The following is an 18,260-nucleotide window of genomic DNA, read 5'->3' as shown; positions in this document are numbered from 1 at the left end:
GTTGAAAATGATCCACCAACGGATTTATGACTCAACGTGAGGCAGAGAGCCCGGGTCAGGCGTGGCTTCGGCTGCTGCTGCAGCAGGCTTCACGGCCTTCCCAAGAGCATTGCGGTTCCGCCTGGCGGCAACAGTGCTGGGGTGGCCATCGCCCAGTGTTTGCTTGAAGATCGTAATCGCGTCTTCGTAGCAGTTCATTGCTTCGCAGTTCCGGCCCATGTCGGAGTACAGGGTGCCGAGGTTGTTCAGGATCGCGGCGGCTTCAGGGTGCGAGGGTCCGAGAACCGACTGTTTGATTGCCAGGGCGTCACGGAAACTGACCTCTGCTGAGGGATAGTCTTTTTGGGCCTGCTGGATAGCCGCGAGGTTGTGAAGCTGGACTGCGACCTCATAGTGCTCTTCGCCATAGCGGTTCCGCCATAAGTTCAGGGCTTCCGACAGGACGACCGTAGCTTCATCAAAGCGCTCCTGCCCGGCGAGGACAGCCCCAAGGACCGACAAATCGGCGGCCAGTCCGGCTACATCCGGCGGACGCGCCTCCCGGCGCAACATAACCGCTCTACGGGCAGGTTCCTCGGCTTGGACAAATTGCCCCTGAACGTGGTGCAACCCCGCCAGGTTGTGGAAGATGCTCGCCAACTCCGGTGCATTCACCCCAACTTTTGAAATCAGCAGTCTTAGCGCCCTGTTGTAGTACGTGGCGGCCTCCTCATAAAGCCCGCGGTCCTTGGCTAGTATCCCCAAGGCGTTGAGCGGCCCAGCCAACGTAGAGGAATCTTGCAGTCGTTCTGACAGGGCAAGGGCATGAGCCAGAGTGAGCCCTGACTCCTCATACCGGGCAACCAACCGTTGGCTGTTTCCCTTTTGAACGAGCATGGCAACGCGCCAAGACTCCCGTGTGTCGCCAGGTTCCGCCTGCTCCAGAAGCAGCAAAGCCTCGTCACAGCGGCGCTGCGCCTCTAAATGGTTCCCGGAGTCCGATGCGAATTGCGCCAGCGTCTCCAAGACCGAGACGCGATCAGATAAATCAGCCAGACTGTTGTCTACATTAGGAGGCAACAGATTCAGTGCATTCAGCGCCGTTATCTCTGCACGTTCTACTTGGCCCCTTCGCCACAGCGTCTGGGCTTTCAGGTGCATTCTTCTTGCCTTAAAGTGCCTCAGTCTCACATCAAAAACCTGCCCTTTTCTAATGGCAGTCTCCGGTCCGTCCCAGCACGGTTCAGGCCGGAAACTGCATCCAAGCACATTTTCAGCGTCGGACCAGCGGCTCGCAATGGTTGAGCCGGCTTCCTGCGAGGGCAGGCCCGGCGGTGGCGGCGGCGAAACCGAAGGCGGTGGCGGTCAGAACGGCGGTGGTCCAGAGTTTGCGGAACAGGGTTGGGGCCCGTACTCCAGATTCTTGCTAGCCCCGAACGGGTACGGCGCCTCTGCCCGCAGGTTCGCCCGGGCAGAGCCGCCGTACATGAGGCGCTTCGCTACACGTATGTAGCGCTCTCTGGCTTGATAACGAGCCGCAGATAGCGATCGGTACCTCTAGTCAGAGCTCACGATTCACATGTGTGCTTTACATCGCCGGGATCTGCCTTGCATTCGTCCTTCCCGGTCTCACCCCACAGCGTGTCATTATTGGCCCGGCCGTCCTTACCGTTAATCTGGTCGTCGCCGCTCCCACCGGCCAACTCGTCGTCCCCCGCATCGCCCACCACGGTGTCCTTGTCGCTGCCACCGTTCACCTTGTCGTTATCAGCACCCCCCGACATGACGTCGTTCCCAGATTCTCCAAGCATCCTGTCCTTGCCGGCGCTGCCGTACATGTGGTCAGGGCTTGGGCCGCCAAACATAGAATCGTCACCGTTTTGGCCGAACAACCGGTCACGGCCAGCCTCTCCCCTGATGGTGTCACCCCCCTCCCCTCCGTACATCCAGTCGACCCCGTTCCAGCCGTACATCGTGTCGACGCCATTGCCGCCGTACATCGTGTCGTCGCCGTCGCCGCCGTAGATAACGTCGTCGCCGCCCCAGCCGTAGATGGTGTCGCGGCCCGGCCCGCCATACACGACGTCTGCGGCGGCACTCAAATCTAGATAGTCGTCGCCTCTCCCAGTGTCCACCCACGTCGGCACCTTGGGCTTCACGACGACGCGGTCGTTCCCATCGAAGGTTCGGATAGCGAGCGACTTAATGCCGCTAACTGGGCATCGCGTTGTGTTCCTGTTGACGCTCTTACAGTTCCCGCCAGGAACTACCCTGCCTCCCGTGTCGGTGACCTGGAAATAGGCAGCCAACCCTGAAAATACGAGTTCGACTCTGATGTTGTTCGTGGTCCCTGATGAGGCCCTGATCTCCAGGACACGGTCCTTGTTATAAACACCCGTATCAGCGGCGTGGGCTGGCGCTGCACCAATGATGAGTGCGGGTCCAAGAGATAGTGCCGCGACTGCGGCTGCCGCCGTCCGCCGCGAGCGGCCGAAGCGGGAGTGTGTTTCTGTCTTGGTGAGATGCTTGAATGACATGGTTGCTTCCTGAACTGTGAGGTGGTTAATCCGGCGGCGCCGGTGGTTTGAGCGGTGTACGGGATGCCGCGTTGTCAGCGACGGACGAGCGGCTCGCAATGGTTCGTGCCGAGCCGACGGCTTCGGGGCCGGCGGTGGCGGCGGTAGGACGGCAGCGGTCAGATTTTGCGGAACATGATGATCTCCTAATGTGTGCCGGGGCGGTGGTTACGGGGTGGTGCCGGATGCCAGGGTCAGCGGCGCACGAACGGTTCGCAATGATTGGTTTGTAGCCCAGCGGATGCCGGGCCTGCGGTGGCGGCGGCGAAGCCGAGCGCGCTGGCGGTGAGGACGGCGCCAGATTTTGCGGAACATGGTGGTCTCCTAAATGTGTGGCGGGGTTGGTGATTTCGGCGTGCCGGATGCGGCCGGGTCAGCGGTGCACGAGCGGCTCGCCATGATTCACTTGAAGGCCTGCCGCCGCGGGGCCAGCGGTGGCGGCAGCGAAGCCCAGCGCGGTGGCCGTGAGAACGATGGTGGTCCAGATTTTGCGGAACATGATGATGTCCTAATTTGGGTGTGGTTATGCAAGGTGGTTGGGAAGGGATGCCTCGGTCAGCGGCGAACGAGCGGTTCGCAATGATTGAAGCCAATGCCGGCGGTGGCGGGGCCGGCGGTTGCGGCAGCGAAGCCCAGAGCTGTGGCGGTCAGGACGGCGGCGGTCCAGATCTTGCGGAACATGATGATCTCCTTTGGTGCGGGATGTGCGCCGGGTCAGCGGCGGACGAGCGGTTCGCAATGGTTGAACGAGAGGCCGGCGGTTGCGGGGCCGGCGGTTGCGGCAGCGAAGCCCAGAGCTGTGGCGGTCAGGACGGCGGTGGTCCAGATTTTGCGGAACATGATGATCTCCTTTGGTGGTGGTGCGGTGGTGCGGTGGTGCGGTGGTGCAGTGGTTGGGGTGGTTGATGTGTTGGCCGGCGACGCTGCGGGGTCAGCGGCGCACGAGCGGCTCGCAATGGTTGACGGACAACCCGGCGGTGGCGGGGCCGGCGGTGGCGGCGGCGAAGCCCAGGGCGGTGGCGGTCAGTACGGCGGTGGTCCAGATTTTGCGGAACATGATGATCTCCTTTGGTGGTGTGCGGGACGGGTGCCGGGTCAGCGCGGTTGCCGTGCCAGTCAGAACGGCGGTGATCCAGATTCGACAGAACATGGTGACCTCCTAAATGAGTGGCAGATGCGGGTTGTTGGGAAAGAATGCCGGTCAGCGGCGCACAAGCGGTTCGCAATGATTGGCTTGGATCCCAGCCGCAGCGGGGCCGGCGGTGGCGGCGGCGAAGCCCAGGGCGGTAGCGGTGAATACGGCGGTGGCCCAGATTTTGCGGAACATGACGATCTCCTAAATTGCGGTGTGCGGTGGTTGGTGCTTGGTTCGGAGCTGCGCGGATGCAGCGGAGTCAGCGGCAGACCAACGGTTCGCAATGGTTCAAGGCCATGCCGGCGGTGGCGGGGCCAGCGGTGGCGGCGGCGAAGCCGAGGGCGGTGGCAGTCAGAACGGCGGTGGTCCAGATTTTGCGGAACATGATGTGCTTCCCTTCGATAAGTTGTTTTGCTGTGATCTAAGGGTCCTGCGGACGGCTTAAGGGATCCTTAATTTGCCCCGGTCCGCGGGCTTGGCGATGGATTGACTCGGCGTCGATAGAGCTCCCGGAACCATACGGAGCGCCAAGGCGATATAAGTCCCCGCGAACCAAGGGAGGGACTCGGGCTATCTGTTCACGCAGGGACTGACGCGTGCGGTCACTTGCTGGTTTCCCGGGTGGTCGTTCCTTCGACCAGTCGGCAGAGGAGGTTACTCGTGGCTTCCGCTCGAGCTGATCTCGGCGTATTTTCTCTTCTGAGTAACAAATCGCTTCAACGGGAACCGACCTCTGCCGGTTCGGTTTGAAGCGCTGCATACCGGCCCGGAGGTGAGTGTCGTGCCTTGGGAGAGACAGCACCAAGACCTCGCTTTCCCCAGTCGTTTTCGAGGCAGGCGTCCACCGCAGTGGTGCGAACGGCGATCAGGGACAACCTCGTGCGAGGTGGACGGCTTGATCTTTAGGCAATGAGCGGGTCGAAGAGGGAATGTTGTGGGCGCTCTTTGGATTCGGGCTCTGGGCCCGCTGGAAGTGATCGTCGGCGGCGAGCCGATCGCAGTCAGCGCGGGTCAGCAACGGATTGTTCTGGAGTGTCTGGCCCTTAGGGCCAACTCCATCGTGACCTCTGACTTTTTAGCGGAGGCCGTTTGGGCTGACAATCCACCAGCAAAGCCGGGCCCTCAGTTGCAGGTGTACCTTGCCACGTTGCGGCGCCTCCTCGAGCCAGATCGGCCGAAAGGTGTGACTTCACAGCGGCTGGCAAGTCGGCCGGGCGGCTACGTGCTGAACCTTAAAGAGGATGAGCTTGATCTCCTGCAGTTCCGCGAACAAGTCGCGGCCGGCGAGCATGCTGTGCAGGACGGAGACTTGCTCGAGGGTGCCGAGTGTCTCCGGCAAGCCGTACAACTCTTCAGGGGTCCGGTCTTTCCTGACTTGGCCGACATGGAGGTGTTCCGGCCGGAGTTGGATGAGCTGGAGGAGGCAAGGCTGGACGTGTACCAGGATCTGATTGAGATAGATTTGGCGCTGGGGCGGCACAGTGCGCTGGTGGGCGAGCTGCTGTCGCTGGTGGCATTGAACCCTTATCGGGAACGTCTGTGGGCCGCGCTGGTGCTCGCCTTGTACAGGTCCGACCGGCAGGCCGATGCTCTGGCAGCATGCCGCGACGCGCGCAGGGTCTTCGCGGATGAGCTGGGCATCGATCCGGGCCCACGCCTGCGGGAGTTGGAACGGTCGGTGCTGCAGCAAGACCCGTCGCTTGCGGCTCCAGCGCTGGATGGCCGCCGACGAATCAGGCAACGGGTGGACAATCTTCCTTCCGAGCTCACGCCACTGGTCGGGCGTGAGACGGAGCTTGGGGAACTGTGCAGCTTGTTCGTCGACGAGGGCTGCAGGCTGATCACGATCACGGGTTCGGGAGGGACCGGCAAGACCCGATTGGCATTAGCTGCTGCAGGGAGGCTCGCCACCACCATGGCCGACGGCGCTTGCTGGGTCGACCTTGCTCCGCTCACGCAAAATCGGCAGGTGCCGGTAACGATAGCGGACGCACTTGGCTTGGAGGACCGGGCGGGCGTGGACCCCTTAAAGAGCGTGGCCCGGTTTCTGCGCTCCCGTCGATTGTTGTTGATCTTGGATAACTTCGAACACTTGGAGGAGGCCTGGCCAGTAGTGGTGGACATGCTCACCGCTGCCCCCAACCTGTGGATCCTGGTTACGAGCCGGCGCCCGCTCGGACTGCGCGCGGAGTACGAATTCGAGCTCGAACCTCTGGCGCTTCCTCCTCTCGACCCGCCACTGCCTCCGCTTATGCTGCAGTATGTGCCGGCTGTAAAGCTTTTTTTGGCCCGTGGCCGCACAGTGCGCCCCCATTTGAGTGTCAATGACAATAACGCTGCCGTGTTAACCCGACTCTGCCGCCGCTTGGATGGTCTTCCACTCGCGATTGAACTAGCCGCTGCGCAACTGCGTTATCGCAGCGAGAGCGAACTCTTGTATGAGTTAGAGGTCAGTTTTGCGGCTTTGCCGGCGGCCTTCCGCGATCTTCCGGATCGTCAGCGCACGATCACTGCGACCATCGCCTGGAGCTACAAGTTGCTCGGTGAGGCTGAAAGGCGACTTTTCGATCGGTTAGGCGTCTTCGCCGCTGACCCGGCGGTGACCGCTGTCACTAACATTTGCGGATCCTCTCCCGATGAAGGCCCTGCTGCTCAAGAAGCTGCCGCTGAGGAGCTGCTGGCCGTACTGTCACGTCATAGTCTTCTGCGCGGCTATGCCGACTCCAAGGGAACAGCCCGGTTATCAATGTTGCAGACGATCCGCGAGTTCGCCCGCGACTGTCTCGAATTACATGCTGATGCCGCAATGGTGAGGCGCCGGCACTGCGAGTACTACCTAGGTGTGGCCGAGTCCGTGGCCCCTCTCCTATGGACAGCGGATCAAGTGGACGCCTTCCGCGCCCTGCATGCAGATGCTCCCGACCTACGCGGCGCTTTCTTGTGGGCTGCCGGACCTGACGGATCCGCTGATCTGGCGTTACGGCTGATGGGGGAACTCTGGCATTTCTGGGAGCTCACCGGGGACGTGGTCGAACAGTGTGAAACCGCCCTGAGGCTAGTCACTGGCACACCGGATGCTTCACCGGCCCTCAGAGCACCCGCACTGAGTGGAACAGCGACGTTTTGCTGGATGCTGGGCCGCAACGACGAGGCCACCGACCTCCACCACAAGGCACTCAACGCATTCGAAGCCGCCGGCAACGACCAAGGGGTTGCCTGGAGCATGGCCTGTCTGGCAGTGCAGGCGTCGGAGCGTGATGACAATGTCACAGCGGAACGGTTGGCCACCAAAGCGCTATCGCTGCCACTTGCCAGCCCGCGCACGCGCATCTGCGCCCAAATCGTACGGAGCCTGGTGGCTTACTACTCCGGTGATATCGATAAGGCTCTTGCCTTGCGCCGCGAGAGTGCCGAACTAGCCCGGCACGTGGGCGACCGATGGATACTAGCAATCGCCCTAACTAATTTGGCTGAGTGTATGGAGCAAGTAGGTGATTACCCTGGAGCTGAACGGCTGCTCCTGGAGGCAATAAGCGGAGCAGTTGACCTTGGCGGGCAGGGCCAGATCGCGGGATTCCTCGAACAACTGGCAGACGCCTACGTTGAAACGCGCCGCACGGAACTCGCCATTCGCGTACTTGCGGCAGTAGATGCTTATCGCAAGGAACGGGGGCTTCCGCTCTTCCCGGCAGAACAACGGCATCTCGATTCGGTTCTGGCCAAGGCAAGAACTCAAGCAGGGCTCGTTCCCTTCGCGTTGGCCTGGGCGGCTGGACAGGAGCTGACTATCGCCCAGATCGTCAATGAAGTACTCACCGCTAATCCACAGGGTGACCAGCAGGACCCATCATTCCCGCAGCAACCGCCATCAGCCTCCATTCAACCACCAATGACGGACTTGAACGCAGCACCGTGGGCTTGACCAATAGCAAAAGGTGCCGTTGCGCTGAATAACTGTTCGGTCCAAGAGGCTGTCAGTCCACGCAGTCAGGCCATAGGTCCCCACCCCATGTGGCGAAGTGATCGTCCGCCATCCTGAGGGGCGGCCACGTTCTGCTTTCCGGGCGAGGCACTTCTAGCGTGGCTGAGAGGGGGGCACCAGCACCTGTTTGGCCGTTGCGGGCCCTGCACGTCTCAATGCGCTTCATGATCAGCATCTCCTCTAAGTCGCTACAGTCAGCGAGGGCTTCAGGTCTGTTGTGACCTCCAGCTGAAATCTTCGGGCTGGTATTAACAGGGTGGCCGGGAGGGCTTAAGCGATCCTTAAATGAGCTCACGACGTTCTCTCGATAACGATGGATTTTGAGAGCGCATCGAATCGAGAAGCAAGAAGGAGCGACTTGCCTTGGTTTCTAGATAGACACTCCCAGCGCCGCTTTTCTCACAAATAGTTCTCGTTTCGGTACGCTTCTCGATGAGCCCCTGATCGGGTTTTGAGAAGAGAGAAGACCCCGACAGTCCATCGCATCGGATATGCAAGAGTCACCACACGGGATCAGAACCTTGGCCTACAACGCGATGCGCTGCGAGCCGCGGGCTGCGACAAAATCTACGAAGACACCATCAGTGGCACACGGGCCAAACGCCCAGGACTGGCGAACGCATTGGACCAGCTGCGTGAGGGTGACACTCTGGTGGTGTGGAAGCTTGACCGGCTGGGCCGAAGCGTAAAGGACCTTCTGGACTTCGCCGGTGGCCTAAACGATCAGGGAATCGGATTTATCAGCCTGACCGACTCCATCGATACCACCACAGCGTCGGGACGTTTCTTCTTCAACGTCATGGCGTCGCTCGCCCAAATGGAGCATGAGCTCATGATCGAGCGCACCCAGGCAGGCCTCCAGGCAGCAAGAGACCAAGGCAGGATCGGAGGCCGCAAACGAATCATGACAGACGCCAAGATCCGCTCGGCCCGGACCTTGCTCAACCAGGGAACGCCGCCGAGAGAAGTAGCCGCTAACCTCGGCGTCTCTGTACCTACGCTGTACCGCTGGGTCCCAGCGACCAAGACCGCCGCAGCTGCAGCACCATGACGAGTCCTTTAGTGCAGAGCACTCTTGAAAAACCGCCCCCTTGTGCACGCGACTCCTGACAAACCTACGTCAGCACTCGCCGGCACTCGCCTTGTCCTTCCGCATGAACTGGTGCAGACGACTTCGGAAACTGACATTTCGAAGGCTTGCCGGCGGCAGGTCAGAAACGGTCGTTATTGATGCGACGTGTGCCCTTGAAGCACAGGGCCCAAGGGGTAGATACAAGAGCGAGAGTTCCGGGGAGACCTCACGAGTCAGGAGAGACTCGCGCATCCTGGCGGCCACCCTAGTAGGACACGAAACCACCACCCTGACCGCTTCCACTGCCAACAGGCAATATGGTGGGCAGAAGTTAGATCGAATTCAGAGTTGGGGATAAAGCGTCGTGTTTTCTGAGTCCTCCGGTACCTACGAGCTGGTGGACTTACCGGAACCGGGGCCTGATACGTATTCACTGGGCGTATCAGGTCCTACCTTGCTGCCTCGCCAATACATAGCGTTCTACTCTCCTTCCGAATGGGAGACGTTCGTCTATGAGTGGGCCCGTGCCTTGGAGGGATACTTTCAAGTCCAGATCCCAGGGGGCGGCGGGGACCGCGGCCTGGACGTCGTTGGGATGCTGTCGGAGCAAGGCACGGACGGCCTATGGGATTGCTTTCAGTGCAAGCACTACAACAGGGCTTTAAAACCCGGAGACGCCTACCCGGAGATGTATAAAGTGATCTGCGGTGTCGTGGATGAGGTGTATGCCCTTCCACGAAGGTATCGATTTTTAGCACCACATGGCTGTGGTCCAACTCTGACCAGGCTGCTAAGTTCGCCCTCCAGGCTCAAGGAGGGCTTCCTTGGTTGGATGGAGGGCAGTTCCAGCCCTCTCCACCATGCGGAGGAACAGAAGAAAGCGCACATTCGCGCCAAGGCACTCGAAATCGATTACAGCTTGTTTAAGGCTGAGGACCTTGAAGATGTTGTGTCTGTTCACCGGCGCTCACCCAACCACGTGCTTCGATTCGGATCCCAGCCCATCACGCGAGCACGGGAGTTGGCGCAGACACCCTCAGAAGTTGACCTGGCCCGCGAAGCGGTTTACGTCAAGAAGCTGGTGGAGGTCTACAACGAACGACATGGGACAGCGTGGAAAACTGAAGCCGAGATCTCAGATGCTTCTTCTCGCGAGCACTTCAAACGCGCGCGTGAAGCCTTTTTTAGCGCAGAGGACCTGCGAGGTAGTGCGCGAGATCAAGTGCCAGCTGCGGTGTTCAGCGATCTCCAACAGGATATCTACGACGGCGTAGTGGATATCGAGCAGATGGATCACGCCAATGGAATGAGCCGGTTAGCTAAGGTCACTGAGAAAGCCTCGACTGTACCTCTGGATTCGAGTCCCTTGATCAGAATCATCCGCCCTCGTGACCGTACTGGGCTCTGCCACCAGTTGGCTAACGATGACCGACTCAACTGGATCCGAGCGGAGTCATAGATGCTTCTCTTTAACGGTCCTGTGGAGGTGGGTATCCGCGCAGTCATTCTGCTTGACGCTGTATTTCCTCAGGCTCTAGATCTGAATCGGATCACCATTCTGGACCACTTGACGCTGCATAGCGGCATGGCAAGTGATCTCCCAAGTGTTCACCCTGACCGGACGAACTCCCTAGGTGAACTCGGCCTGAAGAGGGGCGTCATGGAGCAGGGCCTTCAGTTGATGCGCAGCGCCGGCATGGTGTCAGTAATCGTGTCTGAAGCAGGAATTTCCTATCGAGCGACTGAAGAAGCTGCGGGCTTTCTTGGCCTGATGGAGGCTCCCCTCGTAGCCGCCCTAGAAACGCGCGCAGATTGGGCAGTTCACCACTTCGCGGCACTCAGTGACGCCCAAGTACATCAATTGATGCTCGCACCGTTGCATAGCACGCAAGAAGAACCAGGAAACGGAACGGTATGACTCCCGCCCGAATGAAACTTAGACATCTCACCTTCATTGGGCGGGGAGTGGATTCGGCAAGTATCGAATTCAACGCGAGGCTTACCGCTATAGTCGGCCCTTCTGACACAGGTAAATCATTTATTCTCGACAGCATCGACTATGCGCTGGGCGGCAAGGAGCTCCGCAGCATCCCCGAGATCGACGGATACACCCACTTGCTGCTGGGTTTCAGTATCGATGAGAATCCAACGACCACTTTGCTCCGCCCTCTCAACGGAGGAAAGTTCGAGCTCTACAATCATGACCTGCGTGGTTTCCCTACATCACCCGCAGACCGAGTACTTGAACCAGCGCATAAGGGAAACAACGACAACAGCCTGTCCAAGTATCTACTCGCGGAACTAGGCTTCGCTGACCGAAGGGTCCGAACGAATGCCAGGAACGCTACACGCGGTGTGAGCTTCCGAGACCTCGTCCGGCTCTGCGTCATCTCAGAGGGAAGCATTCAAGCAAAGACGGCTCCAGCTCTCTCTGGGCAGTACTCATCCGGAACCGTCGAGAAATCCGTTCTGAAGCTGCTGCTAGAGGATATAGATGACTCTGAGCTGGTTGAGGCTCCATCCCAGGTCGAAGAAAAGCTCAGTCGCGGTAAATCTGCCCTTCTCGATCAAATTGTGGCAAAGCTTTCCAGCGAATTATCGGATCTTCCCGGCGATGCCACCCAGCAACTCCTACGCTTGGATGCCTCAATAACTGAGCACTACGCGCTGATCGAGGGAACTGTCACGGAACGAGATTCCGTTCTAGGCGAACGGGAAAACCTCAGAGTGGAGCTGTCACGACATGAGGAAAGAGTTGCGGAACTTGAGGAACTGTCAGCACGATTTGGGCTGCTGAGCAGCCAGTACCACTCCGACATCCAACGACTGGAAATGGTCGCCGAGGGCGGCACTCTATTAGGGCTGTTCGAGCCCGGGATTTGCGTATTGTGCGGTGCTCAGAGAGAACACCAGCAGCACGGCCCAGAAGACGTTTCTGGCGCGGAAATGCTCAGAGAGGCGGCGGACGCGGAAATGGCAAAGACCGCAGCCCTGCTCTTCGATCTTGAAGCGACCATTGATTCGATGGCTTCCGAGAAGCGGGACACACAGCAGATGATCCACGCTGCTCGCCAAACTATGGGAGAGCTTGGAACTAGGGTGACAGAGCTAGATAAAGCTCTATCACCAAAGAAGAATGACCTCAACGAACTCGTTGCTGCCAAAGGCAAGATAGAGCGTGCCCTATCAGCCCAAGAGCAAATACAAAGCATCGAGAGCCTGCGAAGCACGATTGAACTAGAGGGAACGAAGCCCAGCAATGGAGGGCCAGCCGGCGACGAAGAGCGGCGCGAACTTGCATCCTTGATTGCCGAGATCCTCCGCAAATGGGGGATGACAGGAACTAGCACAGCGCGCTTGGACGAGAAGACTGAGTTGATCCTAGATGGGCGCCCTCGGGGTTCCAGAGGGAAAGGCACCAGAGCACTACTCCACTCTGCGTTCTCACTCGCTCTGGCCGACTATTGTCTACGCAGAGAAAATCCACACCCCGGCTTCGTCGTACTTGACTCTCCCCTGGTTACCTATCGACAACCAGATCCTGGTGAAGATGAAGCTATCCCGACGTCCGTTTCCGATTCCTTTTACCGGTATTTGGCCACGGAGTTCGACGGCCAGGCAATTGTCCTCGAAAACCAAGATCCCCCTGCCGAAGCATCACCAGACATATCTGTCGTCAGGTTCACGAAGAGGGAAGGCCAAGGAAGATACGGGCTGTTCCCGACCGCATCAGGAAGGCCATAGACCGCTAGCTGAAAACAAAGCGGAAGGGCCTGCTCATTAGAGCCGGCCCTTCCTGGTTTTCCCCCTGCAAAGTCTCCGGTTGGCTTGGGGTCCGCCCGCCACAACCAGCCCTGTCGGAACACGAAGTCACCCTCCACGAGGAACGCCCCGTTGCTGAGAAGGAAACCGTGACGGATGAAGTCACCGCCGAGGAGGAAGTCCGCAAGGAACAACCCATCGACACCAATGGCATCGACGGCATCGACGACACCCGCCGCTAGCCCCATAACCGGCAGACCCCACTCAGGCCAGGGAGAGGGGCGCCAAGCCCCTCGCCCTGGCCAAAGTCCGCGGGTACCAGGTTCGGTAGCCTGACGGCGGCCCTTCACCTAAGCAAGGCCGGAGCGCCCCTCCCCCGCCAGACGGCGACAAAAGACTGATCCAACGCTCATCGGCAGAGATTCCCCCGCCCTATCCTCCGCCGACGCGCGTGTCCGCGCTTTCGCCACAGACAGGCGCGCATAGGGTCTGTAAATGGAAGCGAACCAAGTCGGCGAGCTGGAAGGTCAGACCTCGATCAACGAACTGCTCGACGAACCAGTCGGCACTAATCCCATCCAGATGGTGCTGCCGCTCCATATCCAGCTCTCCTCCGGGGAAATCCGACGTCTGTCATGACCTCGAGAAAGTCGAAAATGCAGCCCCGCATCCTTGGGAGATGCAACGACTCGGCTGGTCGGTGCTCGCGAAAAGCGAGACCCCGTCGGACGAGATGGATGCCAAGGGACATCAAATCTCTTCAGCGCCGGCCGCCCGCCGCAAAGCTTTTTGAAATACATCGGTCAGCTGTTGCAGGCGAGTGGGATCCAGGACTACTGCCTGGCCATGAGCGATGTTGCCCCTCTTCCGCCACCACTCATCGATGTCGTCTGACGCAATGTCTCTGATGCTCACGGTGGACAGAAACGCCCGGACGTGGTCGGGAACCCGATTCTGGGTTGTGTAAAAGACACTATTAATGACCCGATCACTCACTTCGTCTAGTCCCGCAGCTGACAGAACCGGTTCAAGCTTTGACCTAAGTTCGCGCCGCCCCTGCTTAGTAAGCATTGTGGAAACCCTTGGTTGATCCCCAATAGTCCCTACTGCCAACGCTTCCAGCCCAGTAACAGAGAGAAGCCAGCGGTTTTCGGGGCGGGAAGAAAGGACGAGTATGTAATTCAACTCCAGGCAGCTCTTCACATATTCAGGCAGTTCATCACGGCGTTCGAACACAGCAGCCTCAGCCTCAAGGTCTCCTCGACGGGCAATCGCAGCGACGTGGGACTCTATGAATACAACTCCTTGGTCACTCTCAACGACTTCTGCCTGAATGCCCGAGATACGGACTTGGAATGCGCAGTTCCAAGCGGCAAGAATGGCAAGAAAGTCCTCAACGAGCCGGATGGCGTCTAGTTTGGCTGTCCCCGGATCCTGGCTCGAGACCTCAACTTCAGTTACGTATGCCTCCCCGCTGCGACGCAAGGTCATACCTTGAGGCAACTCGGTATCCGGCAACTCAGCTATAACGCTTGACCGCAAATCCTCATGGGATACCGGTTCGAATGGCACCTGCACTCGAAACTTCGCCATGGAGCACAGAGTACAACCCCTTTGAGTGCATAGAACGGCCGCTCGCCCGTAAGTCCCCAAGGAGCACACCCAGAAACGGTCGTTATTGACCATCCCGAACGGCAGGCAGATACTCGTTCGGCCAAACCTCATCTCGGAAGAGTGATGCTCCCGGAGCCTCGTCCACCGCAAAACGCTCTGAGCCGGCGATGATCAGTTGAAGGTAAAGAGGGTCCGTTCCTGCAGATCGATCATGGCGGTCCGGAGCCCCGGGTTGTCCTTCCAGGACGGCAAAGTGGCGATGAGACTGGAGCTGATGAAGTCCATCATCTCGTTGATCGTGAATAGCCCTACGCCTTGGGGCGACCACCGCACCTCGGGTGTGATCGGCGGGTTGCGGCTGGAATCTATGCCCGGTAGCGGGGTGATATTCATGCCGAGCATTGGGATCACTTGCTGAATCCCAGGGAGGGTCATGAAGCGGCGGGCGCCGTCGGCGAGGCCTTCGTGGTTGTAGCTGAAGTGCGCCTGCGGGCCGATGCCGTACCGGCCGTTCCGCTTCTGCGTCCATCCCAGGGACAGCCTGGGCCAGTAGGAGCTGTTGGGGTCAATCAGGTAGACACTGGAGCCGTGCAGGACGGCGTGCTCGATGGGGAACTTCGTGTTCAGTGGTTTCCGTGGTGTGCCGGGGGCCCGGAGGCGGTGGAAGACTGTTACGCCGGGGATCGCGGTGAGCATGTTGATAAGGGCTGCGCTGATCCAGATGTGGCTGACGACGCTGCCGTCGCTGCCTCTGCCCCAGGGGCCCGTGACTTGGCGGTCGCCGTAGACACGTTGCCCTATTGGTGTGGTGCGGGATTCGTATTGGCTGTAGTCGGCGTTCCTCCATGCCCAGGTTTCGGGGCGAATATTGTGCTTGTGCAGCTGCGTTTCGAGACTGTAGGGGTCGGTGGCGCCGTGCTTGGCCATGGCGGTCCATACGGAAGGTCAAGGGCCCCGGAACCGCGGCGATTTTGAAAAACCGCTGTATGGGACTGAGCAGCGGCCGGCTGGAGGACCGGCTTACGGACACCATGCCCCATCCTCAGATGGCAAGTAAGGATGTATTCGGGGCCGCTCGGTGGTTTTCGCTCCAATGTTCCTCGTGGGCCTATCCGGAATGGTTCTGGGGCTATTGTCGAGGAAGACGGCAATGCCAGTGTCGTCCTGGAGTGGCTTGAGCGGACGACCCTCGGCGGCGGGATGGAAAGCACAATGACTAGGTCCGCAACTTCTATGGAGAGGCTGACAGTGAGACTGCACGGAACCACGGGAACCCGTGTCCGGCGCGACGGCGGCGCGTCTTCTCGCTGTCGATACCCGAGAGCTTTAGCTGACTTAGCTCCCGGTCCGTCAGCACACCATCGAAAACGTCAGTAGTACCGCATGATCCAGCGCTGTCGCCGCCACCTGCCTGCGATGGTAAAAGGCACTTCGCAGCCTCGCATGCAGCGCTTGTCGGCCACGGATTTCGATGTGCGTCAGCAGTGCTTGCTCGGGCTATACGAAGTCAAGCGGCCCAGCTGATACTCCTAGCGTGCGCTCAAAGATTGGCAGCGACCGGACATCCTCTGGATGAAGAGGCTGGGCTGCGACTCGCTCTCCCCGGTAGTCGTAGGCGAACAGCGGGCCGGTGACGGAAATGATGTTTGCTAAGTCCTTCAGCTGTCCTGCGTCAAATACCCGTAGTGTACGTAGCTCATTTGCAGCCTCGTCTGTGAGATTGACCGCCGCGCGATCGAACAGACGTACCACGTCAAGACCACTTATCGCCGCGAGGCGGTCGAGGACAGCATCCGTGTTGACGAACCCCGCGCCAACCTGGTGAGCGCCGTAACCTGGCATCGGTTGGGCCGCCGTGAGCAGCAGTGAGCGGACGATCTCGGGAGTGCCAACCACGTCCAAAACAGCGCCCGCTCGCTTCGCGACCGCAAGGCAAGCGGCGACAGCCGTTGGGTCAACGCCGACGACGGGAAGTGCAGTGAGGGTTAAAAGATTACGAGGGCTGGTCCAGATCGAAGACCCGAAGCGATCGACGATTCCGCATCCCACGAGGGGAATGCCATGCGGGTCCGCGCCCTCCTGCACGCGTACTTCGCGGCCCAACTGACAGATTGCGGCGACTACGACCCGGACGAAGTAGGTCACCTTTGGGGCTGCGAACGACGTCCCCTCAGGGTGGGGAGCTACATATGATCGCCCGTCCGCCACAAGATCCGGTCCGGAATTCGGGTCATCTGGGGTTCCGATCGCGGAGTAGGGAGCGAGTTTGGACCCCGTCTCGTCCACCGTCGCACCGACTGACAGCACCCAAGGGGCGCGTGCCCATGCCGCTACGGATCCTTCACCTTGCGCACCACAGTTACCTGCAGCCAACACGAGCAGGACGTCGGCGATTGATCCTGCCAGAGTCGCGATATTGACAATGTCGTTCGAGACGAAGGGGAAGTCCGGCGACCCGGGACCGGCACTGACGTTGATGACGGGAACGAGCGCGGGGGGCGAGGGCCAATCTAGCTCATCATCGAAATCAATCCCGCGGTCGCGCACGTGCACCGGATAACCCTGCGCATCGCCCAGGGCCCGCCCTGGGAACAAGAGCCCGTCGCGATTTCCCGCGTTCTGGGCGCGCGCGATCTGGAGAAGCACGTCGATACCGTTCGCGAACGTGCGCGACTGCTCGAGCGCCCCGAGCGCGGGGACGACCTTCTCAACTCCCGGGATTCTTCGGATATGTTGGATCTGATCGGGGTTTGAATTTATTTCGATTACGGGTACGAGGCGATATGGTCTCGCCCGTAAGCCAAGGTCGCGAACGGATGACAGAACTGCTCCGTATTCGGTGTGGGATGTCAATACGAGAAATTGCGTGTTGGAGAGAGCGATCGTCTCCGATCGGGGCGGACTCAGGCACGCACTCCGACCGTTGTCGAATAGCGTGAAGCAGTCCTCTGTTTCTTTTCCCATGGCTCTGCTACCTTGCATTTTTATCGAGTTGTACCCGAAGCGGCCTTGAGCAACCCTCGGACGATAAAGCCCGAAGGAGAGGTCATGGGAGAAACGGACAACGTCTCGGCTGCGACGGAGAGTTGGAGGTTGCGCGCCGAAAGCGTGATCGATTTCGCGGAGATTGCGGCGCCGGTCGACGAAGGCGAATTCGCGCCGTTTTCAGCCGAGGGAATCGACGACCCGCACGGGGAACTAGACGCAAGAATCGACCGCCTGCTCACTGCGGCTGATGTTGCCGTCGACGCGGCAGGCGAGCTCGGAGGCATCGACATCCTGCTCGGTAACCTCGAGGTCACGAATGTTCTTCTGACCGCCAGCCAGGAGCCCTCGGTCTTCAGTGAAATGGGGGTTGATGGCGGCTCAGTTTCTTTCGATGAAGCGCGGGTGCACATGGCGGCCTTGAAGAGTTCGGCGGAGGGCGTCGGGGAACCGACGCCAAGGAAGCTACCCGACTCGGTTAGGGGCAAGTTCGACGAACTGCAAGACGCCGGAGGAACAGAGCTCGTCGAGCTTGCGAAGAGTCCCACGGTGCATGCAGCTGTCGTAGGCGGAGTGAAAGGCATCGCTGTAGTGGCGGCCGACAAAGCTAAGAAGGCATTCGATGCCGTCGAGAACGCGCTTTCGTGGCTCAAGAAGGCTGCCGTGCGCGTCGTCGAGTGGGTCGTGACCAAACTACGGAAGATGTTGCCCGACGGCTTTCAATCTAAGTTTGACGAGCTGGTCAAAAAGGTCGCGGACAAGCTAGTCGATGGTGCCCCCGGTATCCTGGGTGAGCTGCTCGGGGCGCTGCTCGGACGACCCGGCGCTGAAGAAACGTGGGACGCGCTGCCGGCAGATCGGGTATTGGAACTCGAGCCCAGCCTTGACAAGGCTACGATGAACCAGCTCACGCGGATCGGCTTCATCACCAGGGGCCGTAAAGCCGTCGACAAGTTCGACATTGTCGTCACAGCGCTTACGGGCACAAAGGTATTTCCGCAGGTCCAGATTGCGGCTCTCGCACTAGTCGCCGCGGTCATTGGCTTCGTCGGGTTTCAGGTGTGGGACGGTTTCCACGATCTAAAACGACTAGCGGAGGCGTGACCACGGCCTAATCAGGCCGTTGATGAAGTTCGTGACTCGCGAACGCACTCC

Annotated in this window: 18 protein-coding genes; 7 read left to right on the top strand and 11 right to left on the bottom strand. The window is 59.7% G+C overall.

Features of this window, described 5'->3' with window-relative positions:
* Positions 1–24: 24 nt before the first annotated feature.
* From AC5RWD_RS15950 to AC5RWD_RS15915, 8 genes are all read right to left on the bottom strand, one after another.
* On the bottom strand, positions 25–1,140 hold the full coding sequence (locus tag AC5RWD_RS15950; RefSeq protein WP_494020944.1) for a tetratricopeptide repeat protein: 1,116 nt from the start codon (positions 1,138–1,140) through the stop codon (positions 25–27).
* A gap of 407 nt (positions 1,141–1,547) precedes the next feature.
* The gene (locus tag AC5RWD_RS15945) at positions 1,548–2,516 is read right to left on the bottom strand and encodes a calcium-binding protein (RefSeq protein WP_494020943.1); all 969 of its coding nucleotides are present in this window, start codon (positions 2,514–2,516) and stop codon (positions 1,548–1,550) included.
* Between the two features lie 412 nt (positions 2,517–2,928).
* Entirely contained in the window at positions 2,929–3,054 is a 126-nt protein-coding gene (locus AC5RWD_RS15940; RefSeq protein WP_494020942.1) for a hypothetical protein, read from the bottom strand.
* 56 nt (positions 3,055–3,110) lie between these two features.
* Entirely contained in the window at positions 3,111–3,236 is a 126-nt protein-coding gene (locus AC5RWD_RS15935) for a hypothetical protein (RefSeq protein ID WP_494020941.1), read from the bottom strand.
* Between the two features lie 33 nt (positions 3,237–3,269).
* Positions 3,270–3,395 (bottom strand): hypothetical protein, encoded by a 126-nt coding sequence (locus AC5RWD_RS15930; RefSeq protein WP_494020940.1) that lies wholly within the window; start codon positions 3,393–3,395, stop codon positions 3,270–3,272.
* A gap of 91 nt (positions 3,396–3,486) precedes the next feature.
* The gene (locus AC5RWD_RS15925; protein WP_494020939.1) at positions 3,487–3,705 is read right to left on the bottom strand and encodes a hypothetical protein; all 219 of its coding nucleotides are present in this window, start codon (positions 3,703–3,705) and stop codon (positions 3,487–3,489) included.
* 51 nt (positions 3,706–3,756) lie between these two features.
* Entirely contained in the window at positions 3,757–3,882 is a 126-nt protein-coding gene (locus AC5RWD_RS15920) for a hypothetical protein (RefSeq protein ID WP_494020938.1), read from the bottom strand.
* A 67-nt stretch (positions 3,883–3,949) separates the two neighbouring features.
* The gene (locus AC5RWD_RS15915) at positions 3,950–4,075 is read right to left on the bottom strand and encodes a hypothetical protein (protein ID WP_494020937.1); all 126 of its coding nucleotides are present in this window, start codon (positions 4,073–4,075) and stop codon (positions 3,950–3,952) included.
* Between the two features lie 675 nt (positions 4,076–4,750).
* Here AC5RWD_RS15915 and AC5RWD_RS15910 point away from each other — a divergent pair.
* From AC5RWD_RS15910 to AC5RWD_RS15885, 6 genes are all read left to right on the top strand, one after another.
* A complete protein-coding gene (locus AC5RWD_RS15910) occupies positions 4,751–7,612 on the top strand; it encodes an ATP-binding protein (RefSeq protein ID WP_494020936.1) in 2,862 nt (953 codons plus the stop codon).
* A gap of 511 nt (positions 7,613–8,123) precedes the next feature.
* Positions 8,124–8,723 carry a recombinase family protein gene (locus AC5RWD_RS15905; RefSeq protein WP_494020935.1) on the top strand — a complete coding sequence of 200 codons (600 nt, stop codon included), beginning with the start codon at positions 8,124–8,126 and terminating at the stop codon, positions 8,721–8,723.
* 385 nt (positions 8,724–9,108) lie between these two features.
* A complete protein-coding gene (locus AC5RWD_RS15900) occupies positions 9,109–10,203 on the top strand; it encodes an ABC-three component system protein (protein WP_494020934.1) in 1,095 nt (364 codons plus the stop codon).
* A complete protein-coding gene (locus AC5RWD_RS15895) occupies positions 10,204–10,662 on the top strand; it encodes an ABC-three component system middle component 2 (RefSeq protein WP_494020933.1) in 459 nt (152 codons plus the stop codon).
* Positions 10,659–12,488, top strand: coding sequence for an AAA family ATPase (locus tag AC5RWD_RS15890; protein WP_494020932.1), 1,830 nt, complete (start codon positions 10,659–10,661; stop codon positions 12,486–12,488). Before AC5RWD_RS15895 ends, AC5RWD_RS15890 begins: the two co-directional genes overlap by 4 nt.
* A gap of 513 nt (positions 12,489–13,001) precedes the next feature.
* Entirely contained in the window at positions 13,002–13,145 is a 144-nt protein-coding gene (locus tag AC5RWD_RS15885) for a hypothetical protein (RefSeq protein ID WP_494020931.1), read from the top strand.
* A gap of 111 nt (positions 13,146–13,256) precedes the next feature.
* Here the strand turns inward: AC5RWD_RS15885 and AC5RWD_RS15880 are convergent, their stop codons facing one another.
* From AC5RWD_RS15880 to AC5RWD_RS15870, 3 genes are all read right to left on the bottom strand, one after another.
* Positions 13,257–13,997: a hypothetical protein gene (locus AC5RWD_RS15880; RefSeq protein WP_494020930.1), complete on the bottom strand. Its 741-nt coding sequence runs from the start codon at positions 13,995–13,997 to the stop codon at positions 13,257–13,259.
* 294 nt (positions 13,998–14,291) lie between these two features.
* The gene (locus AC5RWD_RS15875; RefSeq protein WP_494020929.1) at positions 14,292–15,047 is read right to left on the bottom strand and encodes a hypothetical protein; all 756 of its coding nucleotides are present in this window, start codon (positions 15,045–15,047) and stop codon (positions 14,292–14,294) included.
* A gap of 570 nt (positions 15,048–15,617) precedes the next feature.
* Positions 15,618–17,084 carry a S8 family serine peptidase gene (locus AC5RWD_RS15870; protein ID WP_494020928.1) on the bottom strand — a complete coding sequence of 489 codons (1,467 nt, stop codon included), beginning with the start codon at positions 17,082–17,084 and terminating at the stop codon, positions 15,618–15,620.
* Between the two features lie 84 nt (positions 17,085–17,168).
* Between AC5RWD_RS15870 and AC5RWD_RS15865 the strand changes: the two genes are divergently transcribed.
* Positions 17,169–18,209 carry a hypothetical protein gene (locus AC5RWD_RS15865; RefSeq protein ID WP_494020927.1) on the top strand — a complete coding sequence of 347 codons (1,041 nt, stop codon included), beginning with the start codon at positions 17,169–17,171 and terminating at the stop codon, positions 18,207–18,209.
* Positions 18,210–18,260 lie beyond the last annotated feature (51 nt).

Source organism: Arthrobacter sp. CMU6, assembly GCF_059090205.1.
The sequence above is the reverse complement of the archived record's forward strand: the minus strand, read 5'-3'. Positions and strand labels throughout refer to the sequence as shown.

Excerpts from the sequence above, each read along its gene's own strand:
- AC5RWD_RS15950 (WP_494020944.1), bottom strand. The coding sequence starts at position 1,140 with ATGCACCTGAAAGCCCAGACGCTGTGGCGAAGGGGCCAAGTAGAACGT.
- AC5RWD_RS15935 (WP_494020941.1), bottom strand. The coding sequence starts at position 3,236 with ATGTTCCGCAAGATCTGGACCGCCGCCGTCCTGACCGCCACAGCTCTG.
- AC5RWD_RS15945 (WP_494020943.1), bottom strand. The coding sequence starts at position 2,516 with ATGTCATTCAAGCATCTCACCAAGACAGAAACACACTCCCGCTTCGGC.
- AC5RWD_RS15875 (WP_494020929.1), bottom strand. The coding sequence starts at position 15,047 with ATGGCCAAGCACGGCGCCACCGACCCCTACAGTCTCGAAACGCAGCTG.
- AC5RWD_RS15895 (WP_494020933.1), top strand. The coding sequence starts at position 10,204 with ATGCTTCTCTTTAACGGTCCTGTGGAGGTGGGTATCCGCGCAGTCATT.
- AC5RWD_RS15915 (WP_494020937.1), bottom strand. The coding sequence starts at position 4,075 with ATGTTCCGCAAAATCTGGACCACCGCCGTTCTGACTGCCACCGCCCTC.
- AC5RWD_RS15925 (WP_494020939.1), bottom strand. The coding sequence starts at position 3,705 with ATGTTCTGTCGAATCTGGATCACCGCCGTTCTGACTGGCACGGCAACC.
- AC5RWD_RS15880 (WP_494020930.1), bottom strand. The coding sequence starts at position 13,997 with ATGACCTTGCGTCGCAGCGGGGAGGCATACGTAACTGAAGTTGAGGTC.
- AC5RWD_RS15930 (WP_494020940.1), bottom strand. The coding sequence starts at position 3,395 with ATGTTCCGCAAAATCTGGACCACCGCCGTCCTGACCGCCACAGCTCTG.
- AC5RWD_RS15870 (WP_494020928.1), bottom strand. The coding sequence starts at position 17,084 with ATGGGAAAAGAAACAGAGGACTGCTTCACGCTATTCGACAACGGTCGG.
- AC5RWD_RS15865 (WP_494020927.1), top strand. The coding sequence starts at position 17,169 with ATGGGAGAAACGGACAACGTCTCGGCTGCGACGGAGAGTTGGAGGTTG.
- AC5RWD_RS15890 (WP_494020932.1), top strand. The coding sequence starts at position 10,659 with ATGACTCCCGCCCGAATGAAACTTAGACATCTCACCTTCATTGGGCGG.
- AC5RWD_RS15940 (WP_494020942.1), bottom strand. The coding sequence starts at position 3,054 with ATGTTCCGCAAAATCTGGACCACCATCGTTCTCACGGCCACCGCGCTG.
- AC5RWD_RS15920 (WP_494020938.1), bottom strand. The coding sequence starts at position 3,882 with ATGTTCCGCAAAATCTGGGCCACCGCCGTATTCACCGCTACCGCCCTG.
- AC5RWD_RS15885 (WP_494020931.1), top strand. The coding sequence starts at position 13,002 with ATGGAAGCGAACCAAGTCGGCGAGCTGGAAGGTCAGACCTCGATCAAC.